The following is a 22,551-nucleotide window of genomic DNA, read 5'->3' as shown; positions in this document are numbered from 1 at the left end:
CATCGCGCCCAGCCCGGCGACGCCATCCTCGTGTCCGGCACCATCGGCGATCACGGCATGGCTATCATGAGCGTCCGCGAAGGCCTCGAATTTGAATCCCGGATCCGCTCCGACTGCGCCGCCCTCAACGGCCTCGTCGCCAATGTGCTCTCTGCCGCCGGCCTCGCGGTCCACGCCATGCGCGACCCCACCCGCGGCGGCCTCGCGTCCACACTGAACGAGATCGCGCAGTCGTCCAACGTTGGCATGTTGCTCGACGAGCCCGCCATCCCGGTCCGCCCTGAAGTCAAATCCGCCTGCGAATTACTCGGACTCGATCCGGTCTATGTCGCCAATGAGGGCAAAGCCATCTTCATCGTCGCCCCGGAATCGGCCGACATAGTCCTCTCCGCTCTGCTGGCCTATCCCCTCGGCCGCGACGCCGCCCGCATCGGCACCGTCACCGCCGACCACCCGCGCATGCTCGTCGCCCGCACCGCCATGGGCGCCAACCGCGTCATCTCCATCCCCATCGGCGAGCAGCTACCCCGCATCTGCTGAACAGAAAAAAAGAGTGGCCGGCGGACAATCCCGCCAGCCACTCCTCATCGATCAACAAGTCTCGTTTAGTGCACCGTGATGGTCACACTCTTCTTGGTGCGGCCCGCCTGGTTGGTCGCATAGAGAGTGTAGGTTGTCGTCGCCGCCGGCTTCACGGAAACGCTGGTCCCAGGCACCCCGCCCACCTTGTCGATGAACGTGTACGAGTCGTTGCTCGTATTCCACGTCAGGGTCGCTGTCGATCCCTTTGTGATACTCGTGGAGGAAGCCGTGAAGCTGAGAATCACCGGAGTCGAGCCCTTCGGCGCAGTGACAGAATCCCAACCCGGAAACGCCGGCGTCATCTTCACCACTTCGAAATTCGAACCCGCAATGTTGCCCAGCAGCGCCAGATCGTCATCGTTCCAGCGCGCATCCGGCGTGCCCTGGAAGAAGAGATTGCTTCCGTTATCGGCGAGAATCATTCCGTACCTCTTCATCGCCGTGAGAATCACCTGGTTAGCCTTGGAGTACCCCGAAATATTGAAGCTCGCCTTCAGCCGGATGCGCATACCCTCCACGTTCAGCGAACTGGTGCTGCCTCCCGCAGCATGCGCCGCAGGCTCCACAAAGTACCCGCCGTTGGCGTCCTTCCGCGTGTTCGAAAGCGTGAAGCGAATGGCGTGCTTGATCACTCCCGCAGCCACCTCATCATAGCGAACAAGGCCGGGCATTACCGGCAGTCCCGCGGCATCGGCGGAGGTCCACCCATAAGGGCGCTTTTCAAATTTCTTCAGATCCCAGACCGTCTCTGAAGACGCGCTCCACTTGCCGCTGCAATGGTGGGTGTTGTACGTCTCGTAAAGCATGCACGTCTTGCGATCGATAATCGCCATGTGCGCGTCGGTCACGTAGCCGTTCGGCCAGCCGGCACAGTCTGCTGGCGCACCTTCGACGGGCGCGTTGGACGGAATCGGAATCATGGCCACATCGCTCTCACCGGCGTAATCCGTCACGCTCATGGGAACCAGCGCCTGGGTGCTGGAGTCAACCACCACATAGGGGATTCCGTAGTTCCCATCCGCGGGCGTCGACCAGTCATGATGAAGGTGCGATCCGGAAAAGCCCGCAATGATCTTGGCGCTGTTCGAATCCACGGGCGCGGTCGAAATGTCCGTCACCCACGAATCCGTAGGCAGGAACGGCACAAACCCGTTCAGGCTGGCATTATTTCCCAGGCTCAACTGCCCGCAGACTTCTGTCGCTGCCGAGGCCACAACCGCCAGGCTTACCGTAGTCTGGGTCGTGATTGCCGGCGTGCTCGAGTCAGTCACCGTGACCGTCACATTCGAGGTTCCCACGGCGCTCTCTTTCGGCTCGCCGCTGATTCTGCCCGTTTCCGGATCGATTGCCAGACCCGCCGGCAAACCCGCGGCCTTGAACCGGTAGGGCGCCGTGGCGCCGGACACCTGGACGGTCGCATCGTAGCTATCCTCGGCCGTAGCTAAAGGGAGCGTCCTCGACTGGATGCGCATCGGGTGGGATTGAATGGGAGCGTGCATCGCCTGCGCTCCAACATGGGACGCAAGCAGAAATGAACTGCAAAGCACGAGAGCCTGTGCAAATTTGTTTCGCATGAAATTCTCCGATTTTTTTGGGGGATTCACGCGCAGCAGAAAGTCGCAAGGAAAGTTGAATCAATAACAGACAAAATCTGATCGGCAGCGGTCTGGCTCACTGTCGTTGTATGCATGTATTTGAATCTTGTCCTCAGTATACAGGGCGCCTGCGCAACCGCCAACGGCGCCGCGCACGCTCCGTGCAGCATGACTGCCGCACTTACGGCTCCGACCCGCTCCAAGCGTTTTCGATGCGCCCCCAACCGTGCCGCAACAAAATTGCCCGATAGTATCAGTTACTTAGCCGGTCGAAGCTCGCCTGAATCCGTTCCGGCACCACTGCCGGTACATCCCCCAGCGCGTTGCCAATCTCCAGCACCGCGGCCGGCTGCACGGTCAACCCGCTGATCCGCTGCGCCGTGTCCTTCCAGTCGATGTGGCCGTCGCCCGGCCACAAGTGCTCGTCCTTCATGCCGTGGTTGTCATGCACATGCAAGGACACAATCCGGCTCCCCAGCACGCCGATCGCATCGGGAATCCCCACCGTCATATGCGCGTGGCCCAGGTCCAGGCACACGCCAATATTGTCCAGATGGCCCAGCTCCAGGATGGTCACCAGGTGCTCGGGAGTGGTCACATCGTTGGTGAGATTCTCCACCAGCACGCGCACGCCCAGCGCCCGCGCAAACGCGCCCAAATGCTCGAGCGCCGTCATCGCATAGTCGATGGTTCGCTGCGACCACGTATCTTCGCGCTCGCCCAGGTGCACCACCAGGTTCTTGAACGGTATCTGCTCCGCCGCCTCCAGCGCCCGCTTGATCTCGTCCATCGAGTCGATGCGCCGCGCCTTCTCCGGATGGATCACGTTCACTGATGGCGCGCCCGCCCTCCCCATTTCACGATCGGGAAACAGCGGCGCATGCATGGAGAAGGGCTGCAGTGCATTCGACCGGAACCATTCGCTCAGCTCGCGCACATCCTCGCGCCGCGTGTAATCGAAATGCTGCCGCGCCGCAAAGATCTCCACTCCTTCGGCGCCAGCGCGTCCGGCCATCTCCAGCAATCCCGGATGCAGGCGCTGATTCAAAAACAAATGAGTGGAGAGAACTCGCAGCATACGATGAAAACCCCCGACGCGGGCGTCCGTGATGCAGAACACCGGCTCTGCTTATTCTCGCATTGTTCCAATAACTTACGGCAGAGGGTTTGCGGCAAAGTGTGAGACGCGGCGGAGCGCCTCGGATAGCGGGACGGCCTGGTAACGTTCCGGCGGGATCGGCGGCGGAGCCCGCAACCCGCATAGTCCTTGCGTTCCCGTGTCTATTTAGAGATGATTTGGAAATCTTCCGATTGAGACTGGAACCTTTCATGAGCGGTCATTCCGTCCGCCGTTTTTCGCCTTGCTCCCGCGCTTTGCTGCGGCCCTTTGTTGTCCTGCTGCTCGCCTCGGCGCTCCCGGCCCTGTTCGCGCAACAGGCTCCTTCCACGGCTTCAGCCCCCGTCCAGACGGCCGCAGATCCGGCCACCCCTGTTCCCTCGCCGCCCGACGTCTCAAAGGAAGCCGCCATCATCGATAAGTACCTCACCCGCATCCGCGAAGAGACCGACGGCACCGGTTCGCGGGAGACCACCGCGCGCGTTCGTGTGCTGGCCGACGCCGGCGTGAAGCAGATGGCCGTGCTGGCTTTCACCTACACCGCCGGCAACCAGCAGCTCGACATCGCCTACGTACGCGTGCTCAAGCCGGATGGAACCGTGGTGGTCACGCCCGACTACAACATCCAGGACCTGCCCGCGGACGTCACGCGCGAAGCCCCCATGTACTCCGACATCCATCAGAAGCATGTCGCAGTCAAAGGCCTTGGGGTCGGCGACACCCTCGAATACAAAACCATCCTGCGCACCCTCAAGCCTGAAGTCCCAGGGCATTTCTGGCTCGAATATGAATTTGAAAAGAACGCCGTAACCCTGGACGAGGAGCTCGATCTCGATCTGCCCGCGGATAAGCCCGTCACCGTGGCGAGCGTCGATCCGCAGCCATCCATCACTACCGCCAACGGCCGCAAGCTCTACCACTGGGCAAGCCAGAATCTTTCCCGGCCCGATCCGGACGCTCCGCCCAAATCCACAAAGAAATGGAAGCCATCCGTGCAGGTCACAACGTTCAAGGACTGGGCGCAGGTGGGCGCGTGGTATCAGGCCTTGCAGAAGGATCAGCTGGCCGTTACGCCGGCCATCCAGGCCCGGGCCAGCGCCCTCACCAAAGGCCTCACTTCAGACAACGACAAGATCCGCGCGATCTTCAGCGCCGTCGCCCTGCACACGCACTACGTGGGCCTCGAGTTCGGGATCGGCCGCTATCAGCCCCATCCAGCGGACGACGTGCTGTCAAACGAGTACGGCGACTGCAAAGACAAGCACACGCTGCTCGCCGCCCTGCTTAAAGCAGCCGGGATTGAGGCCTGGCCCGCCCTCATCAACAGCAGCCATGAGCTCGACCCGGATGTGCCGTCGCCGGCGCAGTTCGACCACGTCATCACCGTGGTGCCCCATGGCGACAAGCTGGACTGGATGGATTCCACCGCGGAAGTAGCGCCGGTGGGTGTGCTCCTGGCCACGCTGCGCGACAAGCAGGCGCTGATTGTCCCGGCCGCCAGAGCTGCTTACCTGGAACACACGCCCATCGATCTGCCGTTCCGTCAGCAGGCCCTGTTTGAAGCCACCGGCAAGCTCGACGAGCACGGCGAGTTTACCGGTCAGATTGCGCAAACCTATCAGGGCGACGCCGGACTCGTGATGCGAGGTTTGTTCCGCGCCGTACCCGAGTCCCAGTGGAAGGAGTTTCTGCAGCGCATTTCCGCTTCCACTGGTTTTGGAGGTGAAGTGACTTCGCCCCATGTCTCCGCTGTCGAGAAGACGGAGGAGCCGCTGCACTTCTCCTACGACTACAAGCGCGAGAAGTACAGCGAGTGGAACGACCGCCGCATCAGCCCGCCCTTCCCCCCGGTGGGGTGGGAGCTGGTACCCGGCATCAAGCAAACCAAGCCGGCCGACGATGTCGAGATCGGCTCCCCCGGCGACCAGGTCTACAAAGCGTCCATCCAGATGCCCGCCGGCTGGCACGTGTTTCCGCCCGAAGGCGTCGACCTCCTCGAAGACTGGGCCGAGTATCACTCCAGGTACAACTTCGCCAACGGAGCCTTTACCGCCGAACGTCATCTCATCTTCAAAAAAGAGAAGGTCCCCCTCGCCGATTGGGACAAGTACCTGCGCTTCCGCGAGGCCATCTATGGAGACGCGGTGCGTATGGCTCCCATCGGCATGCCCGGCGCACCTCCGTTCGACCCGAAGAGCCCCCGCATGACCGGCGCCGTCACCATGGCATCGCCGGATGAAATGCAGAAGGTGATGGAGCAGATCGAGCCTCTCCGCGACGCATTCGCGCTGCTGTCCGCCGATCCCGCTCCCACACCCGCCGATCTGGCCACCGCCACCGAAAAATGCCGTACGACAACCACCGAGTTCGAAGCTCATTCGCTCCAGAACGAACCTACCGATATGCGCACCCTCTCCTGGGCACAAATGCTGGGGGCTGCATGGACGTGTATGGGCTGGGCGCAGCTTGAAAATCATGACGCTGCCGCCGCCGAGACCTACCTGCGCGCTGCCTGGAAGCTGAGTCAGAACCCCGCCGCCGGGTTCCAGCTTGGCCGGCTACTGGAGCAGAAGGGCGACAAGCTTGCCGCCGCGCACACCTGGGAACTGGCTTCCATCAGCAGCCCCGGCGGGTTGATGACCACGATCCTTCCCGGTTCCAGCGTCTCCGACCAGATTTCCGAGGCCTACAAAAAGCTCACCGGCAAAGAACTGACAGCGACCGCCCTCAACCATGGCCAATACAACGGCAGCCTCCGCGCCGAGCTCGACAAGGACACCGAGGCCCGCGCCCTCTTCCGCGAATCCAGGCTCACCGGTCAAGCCTACTTCGCCGTCACCTACCTGCCGGACGGCATCGTCCGCGCCAAGCTCATCCAGGGCGATGCTGGATTGGCCAGGCTTGCGCCCCTGCTCCAGGCGCATCGCTTCCCTGTCAGCCTGCCCACCGGTTCCAAGGCCCGCCTGGTTCGCGAGGTGCACATCATCTGCTCGCCCTGGGGTGGCTGCGACGCCTACTTACTTCTGCCCTCGGCCGTCACCCTGCCGGTGCAGCTCCATGTGAAAGCGATCGAGGTGGCTCCGTCCGCTTCTTCTCCGGCCACGGCCAAGCCGATCCACATCAAAAACCTGCCGGTAGAGTGATTCTTCTAAAGCCGCGCTGAAATCAATGACCCCGGCGATTCGATCAAATCGCCGGGGTCATTCTTGCCTCTCACTCTGCTGATCCGGTTTACTCGGCTGCGTCAGGCGTTGATGGCCATGCCCTCTACCGCCGCGTAAGCGTCCAGCATCGCTTCGCTCAGCGTTGGATGCGCATGGATCGTAAACATCAACTCATCCACCGTGCCCTCCAACTCCATCACCGCGATAGCCTCGGCAATCAGCTCCGTCGCCTGTGGCCCGATAATGTGCACGCCCAGCAGCTCGCCGTATTTGGCATCGGCAACAATCTTCACGAAGCCATCATGACTATCGACAATGGTGGCTTTCGAGTTCCCCGCAAACGGGAACTTGCCGATCTTGACCTCGTAGCCCTTCTCCTTTGCCTGCGCCTCAGTCAGCCCCGCTGACCCGATCTGCGGATCGGTGTAAGTGCACCCCGGAATGCGATCGCGCCGCACCGGCCGGAACTTGCGCCCCGCAATCTTCGCCATCGCCACAATGCCGCTCATCGCGCCCACGTGTGCCAACTGCGGCAGTCCCGCCACAATATCGCCGATGGCGTAAATGCCCGGCTCGGCGGTCTCCTGCGTCTCGCTCACCTTCAAGAACCCGCGCTCCACCTCGATCTTCGTCTTCTCGATGCCCACGTTCGCCGTGCGAGGTCCGCGCCCCACAGCCACCAGCACCTTCTCCGCTTCCTTCTCGCGCGTCTGCCCGTTGGCCGTCGTCCACCTCACCTTCACGCCGGCTTCGGTCTTCTCAATCGACTGCACCGCGCAACCCGTATTCACGTCGATGCCGCGTTTTTTAAACTGACGCGTCAGTTCCTTCGAGATGTCCTCGTCTTCCACCGGCACCACGCGCGGCAAATACTCCACAATCGTCACCTCCGTCCCGAAGCTGCGGAAAATCGAAGCGAACTCCACGCCCACCGCGCCCGCGCCAATCACCACCAGCGACTTCGGCGGCTCCGGAATCGACAGGATCTCGATATTCGTCAGTACGCGCTCATCCGGCTGCATCCCGAAAAGCATCCGCGCCTCCGACCCGCTCGCCAGGAGGATGTTCTTCGCCTTGAGCTGCTGCGTTCCGTCCGCGCCCTCCACATCGACCGTGTGCACGCCATCGACAGCGGCCCCTGTCAGCCGCCCATACCCGCGCACCACCGTCACCTTGTTCTTCTTCATCAGGAACTCGAGGCCCTTGGTGTGCTTCGTCACGATCGCGCTCTTGCGCTTCAGCACCGCCGCCCAGTCCAGTTGCGGCGTGCCGATCCCCGCAATACCGTAATCGGCCGCGTGCTTCAGGTGATCCCAGATCTCCGCATTGAAGAGCATCGCCTTGGTGGGAATGCAGCCCACGTGCAGGCAGGTTCCACCCAGGCTCGGGTCCGCCTCAATCAACGCCACCTTCAGCCCGTACTGCCCGCCGCGAATAGCCGCCGTATAGCCCGCCGGCCCGCTCCCGATGATTGCCACGTCGTATAAAGTGCTGCCGCTTTCAGCCAAATCTCGCTCCGTTCCTGCGCCCATGCCTTGACTGGCGAGCGCCTGCCACGCATCGGTTGCTCTGCTTTCGCGAGCCTGTTCGACCTATGCTGGTTGACACGGTCCAGTTTAGTAGATGGCCATCCCTGCCTCACCGACGCAGACTCCGCACCTCAGCCTCACAAGCGGCTCTGCTCCACCAACCCAGCGGCCAGGCACACCGTCTCCGCCTCATCCCCAAACGCGTCGATCCAGCGCACATCCGGCTCCCGGCGGAACCACGTCAGTTGCCGCTTGGCATAATTCCGATGCCCCTGCTGCGCCGCCTCTACCCCGGCCTGCATGCTCAAGATTCCCGCCAGGACGGCCAGTCCCTGACGATACCCCAGGGAATCCAGCGCCTTCACCCGCCCGAACCGCCCCAGCAAACCGCGCGTCTCCTCTACCAGCCCCGCCGCAAACATCTCCGCGCAGCGCCGGTTCAGGCGCTCGTACAGCGCCCCCCGTGGCGGATTCAACCCGATCCGCAACAGCCGGTATCCCGTCAGCGGATCGCGCGCCCCGTCTTCCGATGCCAGCAACTCCGACATGGGCCTGCGCCCCGCCAGGCATACCTCGATTGCCCGGATCAGCTTCGGCACATCGTTGCCATGAATCCGCTCCGCCGAACCCCGATCCAGCCTCGCCAGTACGCGATGCAGCCACCCGCTGCCCCGCGCCTCCGCACTCCGCCGCAACCGCTCCCGCAGTTCCTCATCCCGCTGCGGCCCGGCAAACAGCCCCTCGGTCAGCGCCCGCAGATACAGTCCCGTCCCCCCGGTCACAATCGGCAACCGCCCCCGCCCTGTGATCGCTTTCAGTGCCTGCCGCCCCCGCCGCGCATACTCTCCCGCCGTCATCGGCTCATCGGGATCGGCAATGTCGATCAGATGATGCGGCGCCCGCTTTCGCTCGTCAGCCGACGCCTTCGCCGACCCCAGATCCATCCCGCGATAGACGGCCACGGAATCGCAGCTCACAATCTCGCCGCCAAACCGTGCCGCCAGCTCCAGCGACAGCGCCGTCTTGCCGCTTCCCGTCGGCCCCAGCAGAATAACCACCAGCGGGTCCTGCTCCGGGTTTCCTGTTGCCTGTTCCCTAATGCCTGCTGCCTGCATCTACGGCCGCCACCATCCCGCCGGCAACACCCATCCCGGCTTCGTGTGGACTACCCAATACACAAAGATCGCCGCCGCAAAAATCAGCAGCCCAAACATCTGGTTCCGCCGAAACGCCCGCGTCTGCTCCGCGCGCCGCTGCTCGGCGGCAACCTGCTCGTCATGCGGCTTGATCCGTGTCTGAACCACTATCTCTCCCCGGCTCAGCACCAGTATAGGATCCGTGATCCTCAGCACTCTGCCCCTCTGTCCCTGTTCCCTCGTTCCCTTTGTCCCTTTGTCCCTTTGTCCCTTTTTCCCTTTGTCCCTTTGTCCCTTTTTCCCTTTTTCCCTGTTCCTTTTTCCCTTTTTCCCTTGTTCCCTCGGCCCCTGTGCCCCCCCCGTTTGACTTCCCCCCGCCACAAATCCGACCATAGGCTTTCGGAGCATCGGCGATTCCCGAGCCCGTTACGAGGCATCCATGAAAGTCCTGATCCTTGGTTCCGGTGGCCGCGAGCACGCCCTCGCCTGGGCCGTCTCTCGCAGTGCACGCGTCACCGAAATCGTCTGCGCCCCCGGCAACGGAGGCATTGCCCAGATCGCCCGCTGCGTCTTCGCCAACCTCAACAGCCTCGACTCCATGCTTTCCGTCATCGAAGCCGAGCAGCCCGGCCTCACCATCGTCGGCCCCGAACTGCCCCTTGCACTCGGCATCGTCGACGCCCTCCAGTCCCGCGGCTTCCGCGCCTTCGGCCCCAGCCGCGAGGCCGCCATGCTCGAAACCAGCAAAGGCTTTGCCAAACGCTTCCTCCAGCGCCACAATATCCCCACCGCGCGCTACGCCGTCTGCACCAGCCCCGAGGAGCTCGAAAAAGCCATCGAGATGTTCCACCCGCCCGTCGTGGTCAAGGCCGACGGCCTCGCCGCCGGCAAAGGCGTGATCATCTGCGACTCCCGCGCCACCGCCCTCGAAGCCGCACGCGATCTCTTCTCCGGATCGCTCCTGGGCGCCCGCGAACAGCAGGTTGTCATTGAGGAGTTCCTTTCCGGCGACGAAGTCAGCTTCCTCTGCCTCACCGACGGCAAGCACGTCGCCCCCCTGCTCCCCGCGCAGGATCACAAACGCATCGGCGAGGGCGACACCGGCCCCAACACCGGCGGCATGGGCGTCTACACCACTGACACCCTGCTCGAACCCGGCATGCAGGAATGGATTCTGCACCACATCGCCCAGCCCACCATTCAAGGCATGGCGGACGAAGAAACACCCTTCGTCGGCGTTCTATACTGCGGCCTGATGATGACCGCCCGCGGACCCCAGGTGCTCGAATTCAACGCCCGCTTCGGCGACCCCGAGACCCAGGCCATCCTGCTGCGCCTTGAAAGCGATCTGGTTGAAGCCATGGAGGCCTGCGTCGACGGCCGCCTGTCAGAAACGGAATTGCGCTGGGCGCCCGGCGCCTCGGTCTCAGTCATCGCCAGTTCGGAGGGCTATCCCGGCCGCTACAAAACCGGCTTCCCCATCACCGGGCTCGACGAGGCCTCCCGCGTTCCCGGCGTGCAGGTCTTCCACTCCGGCACCGTGCGCAAAGAGGACCAGATCCTCACCGCCGGCGGACGCGTCCTGGGTGTATCCGCCAGCGGCGAGGATCTGGAAGAGGCGCTCAGCCGGGCCTACCAGGCCCTCGGCGAAATCCGCTTCCAGGGGATGTACATCCGGCGCGACATTGCATACCGCGCCCTTCGACGTCCCCGCTGACATCGTCTTTCAGCTACTCAATTGAAACAGCGTGCCTTAGTGCTGTACCGGCGCCGCCGGCACGAGCTGCCCGGTCTGCGCCTTTTGGAAGCAGAACCGGCAAAGCACCGGCCTGCCTTGCGTGGGACGAAATGGAACCGTCGTCTCCTCGCTGCATGCCGAGCATCGGGTGCGCGTCTCAGTTCGAACGCGCGGACCACCGTTTGCACGCTTAGCCTTGCATTGCTTGCAACGCTTGGGGTCGTTTTTAAACTGTTTATCGTGAAAGAAAAGCTGCTCTCCCGCGGTGAAGATGAACTCATCACCGCAATCGACACACTTGAGCACTCGATCCTGAAATTCCATGGCCGGCTTCCCCGAGAGGGAAAGTAGAATCGGCCTGACACTCTGCGTGCCGCTCCCGTTTTCCCTGTTCTCGTCCGTCTTTCCATAACCAGGGCCCGGGCCGCAAACAAGCATAGCGGCGAGATTGGCTTCTCCGCCAGGAGACTCCAAAGGAATGCGCCAGCTCCGCGCCGGCGCTACTTACAGCTCTACCCCCTCCACGCTTGAACACAATCGGCATCGCGGGAGAAGCTACATCATACCCCACATGCTGCTGCATCGCGGGATATATTCCGGGCGAAACCGTTCAGAGGTCGGCTTCGCCCGGAGTGTCCTTAGTCCTGCTCTTTACGAGCCTTCTTACGATTCCGCTTGCGCGCCAAAGCTGCCTTGACGCGGCGCTTCTCGCCGGGCTTGAGGTAGTAGGAGTGACGCTTGACTTCCTTGATGATGTCCTCCTGCTGAACCTTGCGCTTAAACCGGCGTAGCGCGTTTTCGAGCGGCTCGCCTTCCTGTACGCGAACCTCTGCCAATTCTTCCCACCTCCAAACCTGCCAAGGGGCATTTCTATGATACTGGAAGCACGAACATTAGTCATTTTTCCTGACCTTAATTCAATGTTTCCGCCAGCCCGCCCTCCACCAGTCCCACACCGTCAGCCGCTGCCCCAATGTTCTCAAGACGTTACATTGAGCGTACTCTAACCCGGCCCAAACCGCATACCTCGGAAAAACCCTGGGACTTCGGCCTCACAACTGACCCCGACCCCTGAACCCTGAACCCTGAACGTGCCGTAAACTCGGGAGGGAGGCACGCCATGATCCGCAGCTACCAGGGCAAAATCCCCCAGATCGCCGCCGGTTGCTACATCGACATCTCCGCCCAGGTCCTCGGCGACGTCACCCTCGGCGAAAACTCCTCTGTCTGGATGAATGCCGTCCTCCGCGGCGATGTGAACTCCCTCCGCGTCGGCGCCAACTCCAACGTGCAGGACTGCGCTGTACTCCACGGCCAGCGCTATCTCTATCCCGTCACCGTCGGCGACTGGGTCACCATCGGCCATAACGCCACCGTCCACGGCTGCGTCGTCGAAGACGCCTGCCTCATCGGCATGGGCGTCACCATCCTCAACGACTGCCGCATCGGCGAGGGCTCCATCATCGCCGCCGGGGCAGTGCTCCCCGAACACACCGTCGTCCCGCCCCGGACACTATGGGCCGGCGTTCCCGGCAAAATGCGCCGCGAACTCGGCGACGAAGACCGCAAACTCATCCTCCAGTACGCCCAGAACTACCTCGACTACACCAGGATCTACCTCTCTGAAGGCGGCATCAGCGCCCCCCTCGACCTCACCCAGGGCCAAGCGCCCCTGCCCGAACCCACCCCCGACCTGGGCGTCGCCTCCTGAAGCACCCACCAAGGGCTGCAAGTTAGCCGGGTTCTCGGGTAATAACCGGCATCCCTATGCGATAGTTATCAGGAATCACGGTTTGCCCATGACCTCTGCCCGGAGGCTTTCCTGATGAACCGTCGCCAGTTCGCAGCCCGGTCCCTGGCCGCCGCCGCGGGTGTTGCGCTCTCTCCCCTCCGCAATCACGCGCTCACTCCCGCCGCCTCCCCCACGGCCGCCCAGACCGCGAACACCGCACCCGGCGCGATCCCCGACTCCGTCATCAAAGAGGCGCGCTTCCCAGAAGGCTTCCTCTGGGGCCTCGCCACCGCGTCCTATCAGAACGAAGGCGCCTGGAACGAAGACGGCAAAGGCGAATCCATCTGGGACCGCTTCACCCACTCCCCCGGCAAAATCCGCGGCGGAGTCACCGGCGACGTCGCCTGCAACCAGTACCACCTCTACGCGCAGGACATCGCCCTCGCCAAACAGCTCAACATTAAGACCTATCGCTTCTCCATCTCCTGGCCGCGCATCCAGCCCACCGGCTCCGGCGCGCCCAACATGAAAGGCATCGATCACTACAGCCGCTTCGTCGACACCCTCCTCGCCGCCGGCATCCGCCCCTGGTGCACCCTCTACCACTGGGATCTCCCCCAGGCCCTCGAAGACCGCGGCGGCTGGCCCAATCGCGACCTCGCCAATTACTTCGCCGAATACGCCGGCATCCTCGCCAAACACCTCGGCGATCGCATCACCGTCTGGGCCCCCTTCAACATGCCCTGGGCCATCGCCTTCATGGGATACGCCGCCGGCGCCTTCCCGCCCAACCGCACCAGCTTCCCTGACTTCCTCAAAGCCGCCCACACCCTCGCGCTCGCACAGAGTCAGGCACACCGGTCGATCAAAGCAGCGTCCTCCAAAGCCACCATTGGCAGCGCCTACGAGATGGCGCCCGCCTACCCCGCCACCGGCTCCGACGCCGACCGCGCCGCCGCCGCGCGCTATCACGCCATGAACAATGTCTTCTTCCTTGAAGCCGCCATGAAGGGCCGCTACCCCGACGCATTCATCGGCGAGCCGCCCCTCGACATCATGGGCTTCCAACCCGGCGACGAGAAGCTCCTCCAGGCCCCCCTCGACTGGGTCGGCTTCCACTACTACACCCGCCGCATCGTCTCTGACGCCGGCAAGACCCGCGCCTTCGGCGGCAGCTTCAGCGGAACCGAAATCGAGTCCGGCGCCACCGGCGCCCGCGATCCCTACACCGGCCTCCGCGCCACCATGCCCACCGAAGGCCCACTCACGGAAGCCGGCCTCGAAGTCTGGCCCCGCGGCATCTACGATCTCGTCACCCAGATCTCCCGCGAATACAACCATCCCCTCATCGAAATCACTGAAAGCGGTTGCGGCTATCTCGACGGCCCCGACGAAGAACAGCACGGCCGCATTCCCGACCAGCGCCGCATCCAGTGGTATCGCCAGCATCTCGCCGAGCTCGCCCGCGCCATCGACGAGGGAGCCCGCGTCCGCGCCTACCATGCCTGGACCCTGCTCGATAACTTCCAGTGGGGCGAGGGCTTCACCGAGCGCTACGGCCTCATCTACTGCGACTTCCGCAACCAGAAACGCACCATCAAAGACTCCGGCCACTGGTACGGCAAGGTCGCCGCCGCCAACAAGCTCGACGTCTGACCCGCCCCCGCATGTAGACCCTGAGTGATGGGAGCCTCGCCGCCGCCCCGCCGGCAATCGTCCCGGATCACGCCGCACATGCAGCCATGAACTTTCGTTCATTCTGGCTGAGCTTCTCACCCATCCCGCACAATAGCTTTATGTATCGCAAGACGTTTGCCTTCATTCTCCTTGCTCTCTCTCTGCCGGCTGCGAGCCGGGCCCAGGCCGGTTCTTCGCTTCCGAACGCCCCGCGGCCCTCCGATCCAGAGGCTCCCACCCTGCGCAATCTGCCCATGAACTTCCTGCGCGATCAGGGCGCCATCTGGACCAGTCCCATCCACCTCAATGAGCACAACGCCCTCGGACCCGTCCTGCTGGTGGGCGCCACCGCCATTCTGATCTCCACCGATCACCAGCTCATGGCGGAGCACCTGCATGACGCGTCCGTGAATCACGATTCCGAAACGGCCTCGACCGGCCTCACCGGCCTGTTCCTGGCCGCGCCGGTGGCGTACTTCGGAGTGGGCGCTTTCAAGCACGATGCCAAGGCGCAGGAGACCGGCGTTCTCGCCGGCGAAGCCATCCTCGACAGCGTGGCGGTCAGCGAGGCCATCAAGATCATCTCCCGGCGCGAGCGGCCCACCGTCAATGACGCCCGCGGCAAGTTCTTCCAGCCCGGCGTGAACTTCGATTCATCGTTCGCGTCCAACCACAGCGTCATCGCCTGGTCGTCCGCCGCCGTCATCGCCTCTGAATACAACGGACCCCTGACGCAGATCGTGGCCTACACCCTCGCCGGCGGCGTAAGCCTCACCCGCGTAACCAGCCGCAACCACTTCCCGTCCGATGTGCTGGTGGGCTCCGCCGTAGGCTGGATGATCGGCCGCTACGTGCACCACCGCCACCACCGCGCCGCAACATTTGACTGATGCAGATGCCCCGACACCGCCAGTTTCAGACGCTGCCCGTGTCCCGCCGGGCCGGGAATTTAAGCCCCGCTCGGTAATCCAGTCTTCAGACCGGATTTCACCCAAAGGTCCTGAATGATTCTCGGATTTCGGGGCGCTGACGGGCACATTTTTCAAAACGTTCTGGTCAACCCGAACCGCAGCTGAAACGGTGCGACTGGATGCGAAACGTTCGTGAATAACGTCGCGGCCTTTGGCGAAATTCGGGACTTATAAAGCGACGACCTGGCCGCAACCCTCGCCGCCGAGAATCGTGAGGAGCTGGACCACGACTACCTGTGGCGCGTCTACCGCTCGGATCACAAATGGTATCGCGATCTGGCGATTGCGGGGGTGTTGCTGACAGCGCCCAAGGAGATGAAGCCGCGCCTCCCGGCTCCGAAGTTGGACAACTACAAGCTAAAGCAAGAACGAACAAGCGCTTCAAATCCCTCTGACTTGTGATCGCCGGCACAGAATCTTTCCTGCACTTGGCGCACAATGCTCCCGTGCGCAACCCTCGGACACATCTTTGTTGCCCTGCACACCCGGTGCAAGCCGGGCAGATGTTTACTGGAAAATTACCGAATTCGACAAAAAGTTATCCACAGGTGGGCTTGACAGACTTTGAGGACGCTTCCATAAAAATCAGAAACTTACAGCAATACGCCAGCCAAAGACTTCGCCCGACATTCGCACGAACGCCTGATCTTTGGTAACCAGATTACCAAAGAGTTCATGTGGTTACTATGGTGTTTTGTTAACTGATCCGTAAATAGCTGGATTCGCGGGAACGCCTACTTCTCGTCGGTCAGGCAGCCTTTGACTACCGACACCCAGCTGAAGAGCACCACGACGGTGCATCCAGCCAGTCCGATAAAGAAGAGCGTTTCTACCGCCCGCATAGCAAACAATGCCATGTTGAACCCCATTTCCCAGCCGCTCAAACCAACCGCAAACTCGGCCGGGTAACTGATCATAAGGCGCGCGCAGCCAAATGTCGAGGGCCGAATCTGCATGGCTGTGCCGAGGCGGCTACTTCACCCCCTTGTCGGGATTCCACGACCCCTGCAGCTTGCGCACATAGAGGATCTGTCCCACGTGATAGGCGCGATGCGCCCCAATGTGGGCAATGAGCGAGGCATTAGCCGCCACCTTGGCATCGTCGGCCGCGGCCACAGCGGCTTCCCAGTCCGCCATCTCCTGGTGGAGCTTCTTCAGCAGATCGTCCCACTGCGCGGCGCTGAACTTGTCGAACGTCTCGTTGTTGTTGCCGTCAAAAGGCGCCGGCTTCTCTCCCTTGAACTTCTGCAGCGAGCGCGAATCCCAATACCAGATGTGATAGGCAAGCTGCCCAATCGAGTGCGCATCCTTGCCCGCAGGCTTCCACTGCGCCTGCTCCGCCGTCACTCCGTCGACCGCGATCGAAACCGGCACAAACCAGTCCTCGGCGCTGTTGGTGGTGCTCAGCTGCTCCATGAGCACGCCACGCAGATCAGTAGGAGCTTTCTTCTGTGCCTGGTCCTGGGCCAGCGCCGCCCCCGGCACACACAGCAGAAGCAAAAGGGTAGCTTTCATCCTCACGCATCACCTCGCAGTTCTCTGAATGGCCGAAGTATACCTTCGAGCATGATCCGGCACACATTCGATCGAAGCCGGTTCATAACTTTTGGCGCGCGCATTGCGCTTCGCCTGCGCACCATGGCTGTGAGGAGATATCCCGCATGGCCCGTTCTCAGCAGCCGGCAGTGACGTTGTTTGCCATTGGAATGATTGGACTGGGCGTGCTCGCCCTGGCGGTGGGCGACTTCGCCATGCAGTGGCAGCCGGTGGCTCCCTGGTTTCCGGCGCGCACGCTTCTGGCGTACGGCAGTGGCGTGCTGATGCTGGCCTGCGGCGCAGGCCTCCTCTTCCGCCGCACCGCCGCCTGGTCCGCACGCATTCTGTTTCCCTATTGCGTGATCTGGCTGCTGCTGAAAGTGCCCTCGCTGGTAGTCGCGCCGGGCATGGAGGCAGTCTGGCTGGGAGCCGGTGAGATCGCGGTCTTGCTGACAGGAGCATGGATGCTCTTCATCCGGCTGGCGGATCTGCCGGAGGGATCACCCCTCGCCTGGCTCGCCGGTGAGCGCAGCCTGCTGGCGGCGCGCATTCTGTTCGGCGTGGCCCTCGTCCCCATCGGCCTGTCGCACATCATCTACGTGCAGCCCACCCATGACCTCGTGCCCGCGTGGCTTCCCTTCCGCAACGGCTGGGCCTATCTCACCGGAGCAGGACAGATGGCCTCCGGACTGGGCGTGCTGTTCGGCGTGCTGCCGCGCGTTGCGGCGTGGGCTGAAGCGATGCAGATCAGCCTCTTCACCCTGCTGATCTGGCTCCCGGCAACCATCACCGCCCCCCACCGCCGTCTCAACTGGACGGCCCTGGCGATCTCCTGGGCGATCGGGGCGGCGGCCTGGGTGGTGGCGCAGAACATCGCAGGGCGGCCGATGGAACTTGAGCAGGAGAAGTCCAGTAGCGTTGCCGACGCAGGTAGCCCGCGCCTCGTAGCCAAATAGCTGTTGCAACGAATGTCGGCTTGGTGAATCTATATTCTGTACGCTCATCGAGAGGTCACCATGTCGCTTCGCGCTGTCAAAGAAATCCTGTCCACCAAACCCACCATGGAAGGCGCCGGCGTAAAGCTGGAGCGCGCCTTCGGTTTTGGCAAAACCAAGGAGTTCGATCCCTTTCTTCTGCTGGACGATTTTCGCAACGAGAACCCGCGCGACTATCTTGCCGGCTTCCCCTGGCACCCGCACCGCGGCATCGAGACCATCACCTATGTGTTGGCGGGCGAGGTGCAGCACGGCGACAGCCTGGGCAACAAGGGCCGCATGACTGCGGGAGACGTGCAGTGGATGACGGCTGGCAGCGGCATTCTGCACCAGGAGATGCCGAAGGGCGATGAAAACGGCCGCATGCACGGTTTTCAGCTTTGGGCTAACCTGCCCGCTTCTCTGAAAATGACGGATCCGCGCTACCAGGACATTCCCTCGGCGGCCATCCCCGAAGTGACGGAAGACGATGGCACCATGGCGCGCATCATCTGCGGCGAGTTCTGGGGAAAGCGCGGGCCCGTGAACGGGGTGGCAGCCGATGCCAGCTACGTGGACATCACCGTTCCGCCCTTCAAGAAGAAGCGGATCAAGGTGGAGGTCACGCGCAACGCGTTCGCGTATGTCTTCGCCGGAGAGGGAGTTTTCCGCGATGCCAGCGACCCGCAGGCGGTATTGACGGAATCCGGCGCCGACCCGAACGCCACGCCGGTGTACGACGCCAAAAACCACTCCCTTGTGCTGTTCGACCGCGGGGATGAGATCGTGGTTCAGGCCGGACCTGAAGGTATCAGATTCCTGCTGGTTTCAGGCAAGCCGCTCGAGGAGCCGGTAGCGTGGTACGGCCCTATCGTGATGAACACACAGGAACAACTGAAGCAGGCGATGAGCGAGTTGCAGAGCGGGAAGTTCATCAAACACCGCTAAGCAGCTGCGGTGCGTCGGATCGCGCCTGGGCACCAAGCGGCGGCGAAGAAGAGCAGTGGAAAGGCGGGTCTCCGAGTCATCGGATGCCCGCCTTTTTTTGCCAGAAGCGGTCTACTTGCGGTGGTGTTTGGAGTCGACCTGGAGGGTGAGCACCTGCTGGCGGCGGTCGCGGAGTACAGTCACCTGGACCGACTTGCCCTCGTTGGAACGAAGTTCGCGGTCCCAGTCGGCCGAGGTGGTGACGTTTTCGTTGCCCACCTTGAGGATGACGTCGTGCTCTTTGAGGCCGGCCACGTCGGCTTCGCTGCGGTGGGCCACCTGCTTTACCATGACGCCGGCGGCGAGTCCGAGATAGTCGGCCATCTGGCCGGCCAGGGGCTCCACCATGGCGCCCACGTTGAGGCTGGAGGTAAAGAGGGTGGAGTAGGAGCCGGACATGGCATCACCGCCGCCGGTGCCCTGCAGTATGCCCATTCCTTTGGGAGGCGGCGGGAACGCGGAGGAGTTCATCTTGTTCCACACTTCCTGCTCCATGGCCTTGCGATCGACGAGTTGCAGGACGAGGGACTGCTGCGCGCCATCACGGCTGATGACAAGCGTCACCTTCTTGCCGGCGGGGACTTCTTTGAGGATGCGGCTGAAATGCTCGGCACCGTCGATCGTCTCTCCATTGACCGAAAGGATCACGTCACTGAGGCGCAGCGCCGCACCGGCGGGGGCGTCGTGGTCAATGAGGGTCACGATCGCGCCTTTACTGTCCTTGAGTTTCAGCTTCTGGACGGAGTCGTTATCGACGTTGGTGACGAGGACGCCAAGGTATCCGGGCGTGGAGTGCGAGAGCAGGGGGTTGAGTTGCTGAAAAAAGTGGGAGATTCCTGACTGGGCGGAGGCGCCGTGGGGTGCGACGGCGGCGGCAAACGCCAGCAGTCCAGCTCCTGCGTAGAGATATGGCCTCAAAAAGCACTTCATTTTGACTGTCTCCGAAGTTCCTTGCCGGCACCCGCTCTAAAGGCGGGTTGACCGGAACCACTGTACGAGATTTTGAGGGAGTTTTCCATAGCTTTCGAACTTCTCCCTCCTGGTGTCTTGGACGCCCTGGGAACTGATTTGCCGAACGAAACTCTAAATTTTAATTACGACGTGTCCACGGGTGTCAGTTATCCGTCGCCGGACGTCTGAAAAATGAGAACTGAACGACTTCCAACCGCCGCAACTTGTCCGAACCGCGCTGCTACTGGATCTCGCCGACGTGGCTCAGAACCTGGCGCGAGACGGTGCGGATGTGCGGATTTTGATCCGTGTTGGCCACGGACTGCAGCACCTGGCGCACGCTGGTATCGGCGTCGACCGGCTCCAGCATATTGATGGCGTCTGTCCGGATGCGCGGGTCGGGGTCGTTGAGCAGCGCTTCAAGCACGGCATCGCGAACGCCCAGATCCTCGGCCACGTAGGGCTGGAGGCCTTCGAGGGCTTTCTGGCGAACCGCGGCGCTTCGGTCGTAGCGCAGGGCTACCAGCAGGGCGTCACGGATGGTGCCGCACTGGTGGCCGGCGCGGCACTCGTCTGCCAGCAGGCCCACGGAGTCATCGCGCAGGCCGGGATTGGCTGCATTGGCGGAGGCCACCATCAGCAGGCGGCGGATGCGTGGGTCATCGAGGGTGCCGCGAAGCTTGTGAGACGTGAGCTGGTTGTAGTGCACCTCGACGAACTCGCTGTTGGGCTGGTGGACGATGCTGGCCACCTGTGGTGCGGATAGTGGCGCTTCGGTGCCGTCCTGCTGCGGCTGCAGTGTGCCCGCTTGCGCGGAGGCGCCATCCTGGGGGACGGCAGCCTGGATCTGTCCCGCCTGCGCGGCAGCGTCGGCGACCTTGACGGCGTGGATCTCGGCAACGTGATAGCCCGCGAGGGAGCCGGCGCCGGCGCCGACGACGATCAGGAGCGACGCGGCAATGGGCGCGGCCTGCAGGGTGGCGGCGTTGTTGCGCAATCTTTGGAGCAGCCGCTCAAACCAGCGCTTGGGAGGGATCTGGTCCAGCGCTTCTTCGAGGCGCATCCGGGAGCGCGCCATCAGATTGGGATCGGGATCGCACACCGGGTAGGCGTCGGCGAGCAGCTTGAGGGCCAGCAGCTGTTCTTTCTCCTGGGCGCAGCCGGCGCAGGTGGCCAGGTGGCGGTCGAGTTCATGAGCGGCATCGTCGGGCAGTTCGCCGTAGGCGCCCATCACAATGCGCTCGTGTGCTAATTCGCAGTTCATCTTAACGTCCTCACAGCCTCAAAAAGTGGTTCGATGCCGCGGCGCAAAGTGCTTACCGCAGGCCCGCCAGTTGCGATCTCAGTTTCTTGGTCGCGCGAAAGAGCGTGTTCTTGGCGGTTTCTTCTGTTGTGTTCAACATCTCTCCGATGGTGCGCAGGCGGAGACCCTGGTAGTGCTTCAGTTCGAAGACCATGCGCTCGCGGGGTGTGAGCTTGGAGAGCGCGTCCTGAATGCGGTTGCCGAGCACTTTGCGATCCAGTTCCTTGGCGGGATTGGAGAAGGAGCGGTCGTCGGAGACGGAGGCAAGGATGTCGATCTCATCGCCGGAGTGATCGGTGATGACGGCCTGATCTTCGCGGCGGGTCTTGCGACGGCGGAGTTGATCGAGGCAGAGGTTGGTGACGATGCGGTAGATCCAGGTGTAGAAGGAGCACTCAAAGCGGAAGTTGCCGATGTAGCGGTAGGCCTTGAGGAACGCCTCCTGATAGATGTCTTCGGCGTCCTGTTCGGAGCCGGTAAGGTGCATGGCGAGGCGCAGGACCTGCTGCTCGTACTGCTTGACGAGGCCGTCAAAGGCAGCGCGGTTGCCGGCCTGGGCTTCGCGGATGAGCTCCGTCTCGGGCGTGCGGGATTCCGCACGGCTTTGTCCGCGATTGGGATTATCCATTGCCCTGGTTACGGTCAAGCCACTCCCCGTCCCTGGGGTGGATTGTACCGCTCCGGCGGGGGCAAACGGCAGGGATGCAGCTGGATTGAGAGCGTGAACCGGGTAAGTTACCGCATCGGTAGCCATCAGGTCTCCGTGGGGAGAGGGAAATCGTTCTATTGCATAGGAATGGACGATGGGGCGGGGGAATTGTGAGCGGGAAGGGCCGAAGGTGGGACAGATCAGGGGAGTTTTCATCGCGGGGCAGGAGCCCGGGAATCTGGAGCCGGGCGCCGGCAGAACGGTGGGAATGCTGAGAAGAAGTTACCAAGTGGTAACGATTGCTCAAAATCGACTCGGCGAACTCTTTAGTAACATGTTACCAAAAATTCTGTCTACTGAGCGAACAACAGGAGAAGTCTGGTTCCCGGACTTCGGTGTAAGTTACAGATTCCAGGTAAAATTTTGGAAACCTTGTCAAGCCCATCTGTGCAAAACTTTTTGCGTTATTTGTTAATTTTGTGGTCAACATTTGGGAGCTTCTGCCAATGATCGTTCCCGCGACGCAATGGTTCCCAAGTACCGGCACCTTGTGATTGTGACTCAAGTGCTGGAGCGACGCTGTGCTGGCGGTCACAGTTTGGTTCCTTGCGATTTCCACCGCCCCTTGCGGGGCTCCGGCGATTTCATTGGGCTGCATACCCAGGACTTTGTCCTGGGCTAACGTCCTGCCGTCCCTCCGGGACTGTGTCGTCGCATGGGCGGATATCTCCGTCAATTTTATTGGGCTGCATACCCCAGGACTATGTCCTGGGCTAACGTCCTGCCGTCCCTCCGGGACTGTGTCGTCGCATGGGCGGACATCTCGGTTCATTCCACATGTTGCTTGCGCCGCGCGAGTGGGGCGGAGGGGAAAGTTTCAGGTTGGATTTTCGGTATTGAACCGCAACTG

The 22,551-nt window shown here is 62.4% G+C and carries 20 protein-coding genes; 8 read left to right on the top strand and 12 right to left on the bottom strand.

All coding sequences use genetic code 11. The annotated features are described in order from the left end of the window. Nucleotides 1-540: HypE family hydrogenase expression/formation protein (locus VGL22_RS08045; RefSeq protein ID WP_465266388.1), on the top strand; the 540-nt coding region annotated here is incomplete at its 5' end. A gap of 65 nt (nucleotides 541-605) precedes the next feature. Here VGL22_RS08045 and VGL22_RS08040 read toward each other — a convergent pair. Both VGL22_RS08040 and VGL22_RS08035 read right to left on the bottom strand, forming a co-directional pair. Further along, nucleotides 606-2,156, bottom strand: a complete 1,551-nt coding sequence (locus VGL22_RS08040) for an Ig domain-containing protein (protein WP_465266387.1) — start codon at nucleotides 2,154-2,156, stop codon at nucleotides 606-608. A gap of 274 nt (nucleotides 2,157-2,430) precedes the next feature. Then, nucleotides 2,431-3,255 carry a sugar phosphate isomerase/epimerase family protein gene (locus VGL22_RS08035; RefSeq protein WP_465266386.1) on the bottom strand — a complete coding sequence of 275 codons (825 nt, stop codon included), beginning with the start codon at nucleotides 3,253-3,255 and terminating at the stop codon, nucleotides 2,431-2,433. Nucleotides 3,256-3,506: 251 nt separating this feature from the next. Between VGL22_RS08035 and VGL22_RS08030 the strand changes: the two genes are divergently transcribed. Continuing rightward, the gene (locus tag VGL22_RS08030; RefSeq protein WP_465266385.1) at nucleotides 3,507-6,437 is read left to right on the top strand and encodes a DUF3857 domain-containing protein; all 2,931 of its coding nucleotides are present in this window, start codon (nucleotides 3,507-3,509) and stop codon (nucleotides 6,435-6,437) included. Between the two features lie 101 nt (nucleotides 6,438-6,538). Here the strand turns inward: VGL22_RS08030 and lpdA are convergent, their stop codons facing one another. The 3 genes from lpdA to VGL22_RS08015 form a co-directional block, all read right to left on the bottom strand. After that, entirely contained in the window at nucleotides 6,539-7,966 is a 1,428-nt protein-coding gene (lpdA, locus tag VGL22_RS08025; protein ID WP_465266384.1) for a dihydrolipoyl dehydrogenase, read from the bottom strand. Nucleotides 7,967-8,124: 158 nt separating this feature from the next. Beyond that, entirely contained in the window at nucleotides 8,125-9,102 is a 978-nt protein-coding gene (miaA, locus tag VGL22_RS08020) for a tRNA (adenosine(37)-N6)-dimethylallyltransferase MiaA (protein WP_465266383.1), read from the bottom strand. Continuing rightward, entirely contained in the window at nucleotides 9,103-9,291 is a 189-nt protein-coding gene (locus tag VGL22_RS08015; RefSeq protein WP_465266382.1) for a hypothetical protein, read from the bottom strand. Nucleotides 9,292-9,562: 271 nt separating this feature from the next. Here VGL22_RS08015 and purD point away from each other — a divergent pair, with 271 nt between their 5' ends. Then, the gene (gene purD, locus VGL22_RS08010) at nucleotides 9,563-10,840 is read left to right on the top strand and encodes a phosphoribosylamine--glycine ligase (protein ID WP_465266381.1); all 1,278 of its coding nucleotides are present in this window, start codon (nucleotides 9,563-9,565) and stop codon (nucleotides 10,838-10,840) included. A 36-nt stretch (nucleotides 10,841-10,876) separates the two neighbouring features. On the opposite strand, the gene VGL22_RS08005 is transcribed toward purD, so the two are convergent. Beyond that, nucleotides 10,877-11,185, bottom strand: coding sequence for a zinc-ribbon domain containing protein (locus tag VGL22_RS08005; protein WP_465266380.1), 309 nt, complete (start codon nucleotides 11,183-11,185; stop codon nucleotides 10,877-10,879). Between the two features lie 314 nt (nucleotides 11,186-11,499). Next, on the bottom strand, nucleotides 11,500-11,697 hold the full coding sequence (gene rpsU / locus VGL22_RS08000) for a 30S ribosomal protein S21 (RefSeq protein ID WP_105487551.1): 198 nt from the start codon (nucleotides 11,695-11,697) through the stop codon (nucleotides 11,500-11,502). A gap of 284 nt (nucleotides 11,698-11,981) precedes the next feature. Between rpsU and VGL22_RS07995 the strand changes: the two genes are divergently transcribed. The 3 genes from VGL22_RS07995 (at nucleotide 11,982) to VGL22_RS07985 (ending at nucleotide 15,160) form a co-directional block, all read left to right on the top strand. After that, complete coding sequence (locus VGL22_RS07995) at nucleotides 11,982-12,572, top strand: gamma carbonic anhydrase family protein (protein WP_465266379.1); 591 nt, start codon at nucleotides 11,982-11,984, stop codon at nucleotides 12,570-12,572. A 114-nt stretch (nucleotides 12,573-12,686) separates the two neighbouring features. Continuing rightward, nucleotides 12,687-14,249, top strand: a complete 1,563-nt coding sequence (locus tag VGL22_RS07990; RefSeq protein WP_465266378.1) for a GH1 family beta-glucosidase — start codon at nucleotides 12,687-12,689, stop codon at nucleotides 14,247-14,249. 86 nt (nucleotides 14,250-14,335) lie between these two features. Beyond that, nucleotides 14,336-15,160, top strand: coding sequence for a phosphatase PAP2 family protein (locus tag VGL22_RS07985; protein WP_465266377.1), 825 nt, complete (start codon nucleotides 14,336-14,338; stop codon nucleotides 15,158-15,160). 815 nt (nucleotides 15,161-15,975) lie between these two features. On the opposite strand, the gene VGL22_RS07980 is transcribed toward VGL22_RS07985, so the two are convergent. Both VGL22_RS07980 and VGL22_RS07975 read right to left on the bottom strand, forming a co-directional pair. Then, the gene (locus VGL22_RS07980; protein WP_465266376.1) at nucleotides 15,976-16,098 is read right to left on the bottom strand and encodes a hypothetical protein; all 123 of its coding nucleotides are present in this window, start codon (nucleotides 16,096-16,098) and stop codon (nucleotides 15,976-15,978) included. Nucleotides 16,099-16,213: 115 nt separating this feature from the next. Next, a complete protein-coding gene (locus VGL22_RS07975; RefSeq protein ID WP_465266375.1) occupies nucleotides 16,214-16,756 on the bottom strand; it encodes a DinB family protein in 543 nt (180 codons plus the stop codon). Nucleotides 16,757-16,902: 146 nt separating this feature from the next. On the opposite strand from VGL22_RS07975, the gene VGL22_RS07970 reads away from it, so the two are divergent. Together VGL22_RS07970 and VGL22_RS07965 are read left to right on the top strand one after the other, a co-directional pair. Next, a complete protein-coding gene (locus VGL22_RS07970; protein ID WP_465266374.1) occupies nucleotides 16,903-17,733 on the top strand; it encodes a DoxX family membrane protein in 831 nt (276 codons plus the stop codon). 60 nt (nucleotides 17,734-17,793) lie between these two features. Then, nucleotides 17,794-18,699, top strand: coding sequence for a pirin family protein (locus tag VGL22_RS07965; protein ID WP_465266373.1), 906 nt, complete (start codon nucleotides 17,794-17,796; stop codon nucleotides 18,697-18,699). A gap of 111 nt (nucleotides 18,700-18,810) precedes the next feature. Here VGL22_RS07965 and VGL22_RS07960 read toward each other — a convergent pair whose 3' ends face one another. The 3 genes from VGL22_RS07960 to VGL22_RS07950 form a co-directional block, all read right to left on the bottom strand. Continuing rightward, nucleotides 18,811-19,668 carry a PDZ domain-containing protein gene (locus VGL22_RS07960; RefSeq protein ID WP_465266372.1) on the bottom strand — a complete coding sequence of 286 codons (858 nt, stop codon included), beginning with the start codon at nucleotides 19,666-19,668 and terminating at the stop codon, nucleotides 18,811-18,813. 262 nt (nucleotides 19,669-19,930) lie between these two features. Then, nucleotides 19,931-20,953 (bottom strand): HEAT repeat domain-containing protein, encoded by a 1,023-nt coding sequence (locus tag VGL22_RS07955; protein WP_465266371.1) that lies wholly within the window; start codon nucleotides 20,951-20,953, stop codon nucleotides 19,931-19,933. 52 nt (nucleotides 20,954-21,005) lie between these two features. Further along, nucleotides 21,006-21,746 carry an RNA polymerase sigma factor gene (locus VGL22_RS07950; RefSeq protein ID WP_465266370.1) on the bottom strand — a complete coding sequence of 247 codons (741 nt, stop codon included), beginning with the start codon at nucleotides 21,744-21,746 and terminating at the stop codon, nucleotides 21,006-21,008. Between the last annotated feature and the right edge of the window lie 805 nt (nucleotides 21,747-22,551).

This window comes from Occallatibacter sp. (genome assembly GCF_036502485.1).
Taxonomy (GTDB): domain Bacteria; phylum Acidobacteriota; class Terriglobia; order Terriglobales; family Acidobacteriaceae; genus Telmatobacter.
The sequence above is the reverse complement of the archived record's forward strand: the minus strand, read 5'-3'. Positions and strand labels throughout refer to the sequence as shown.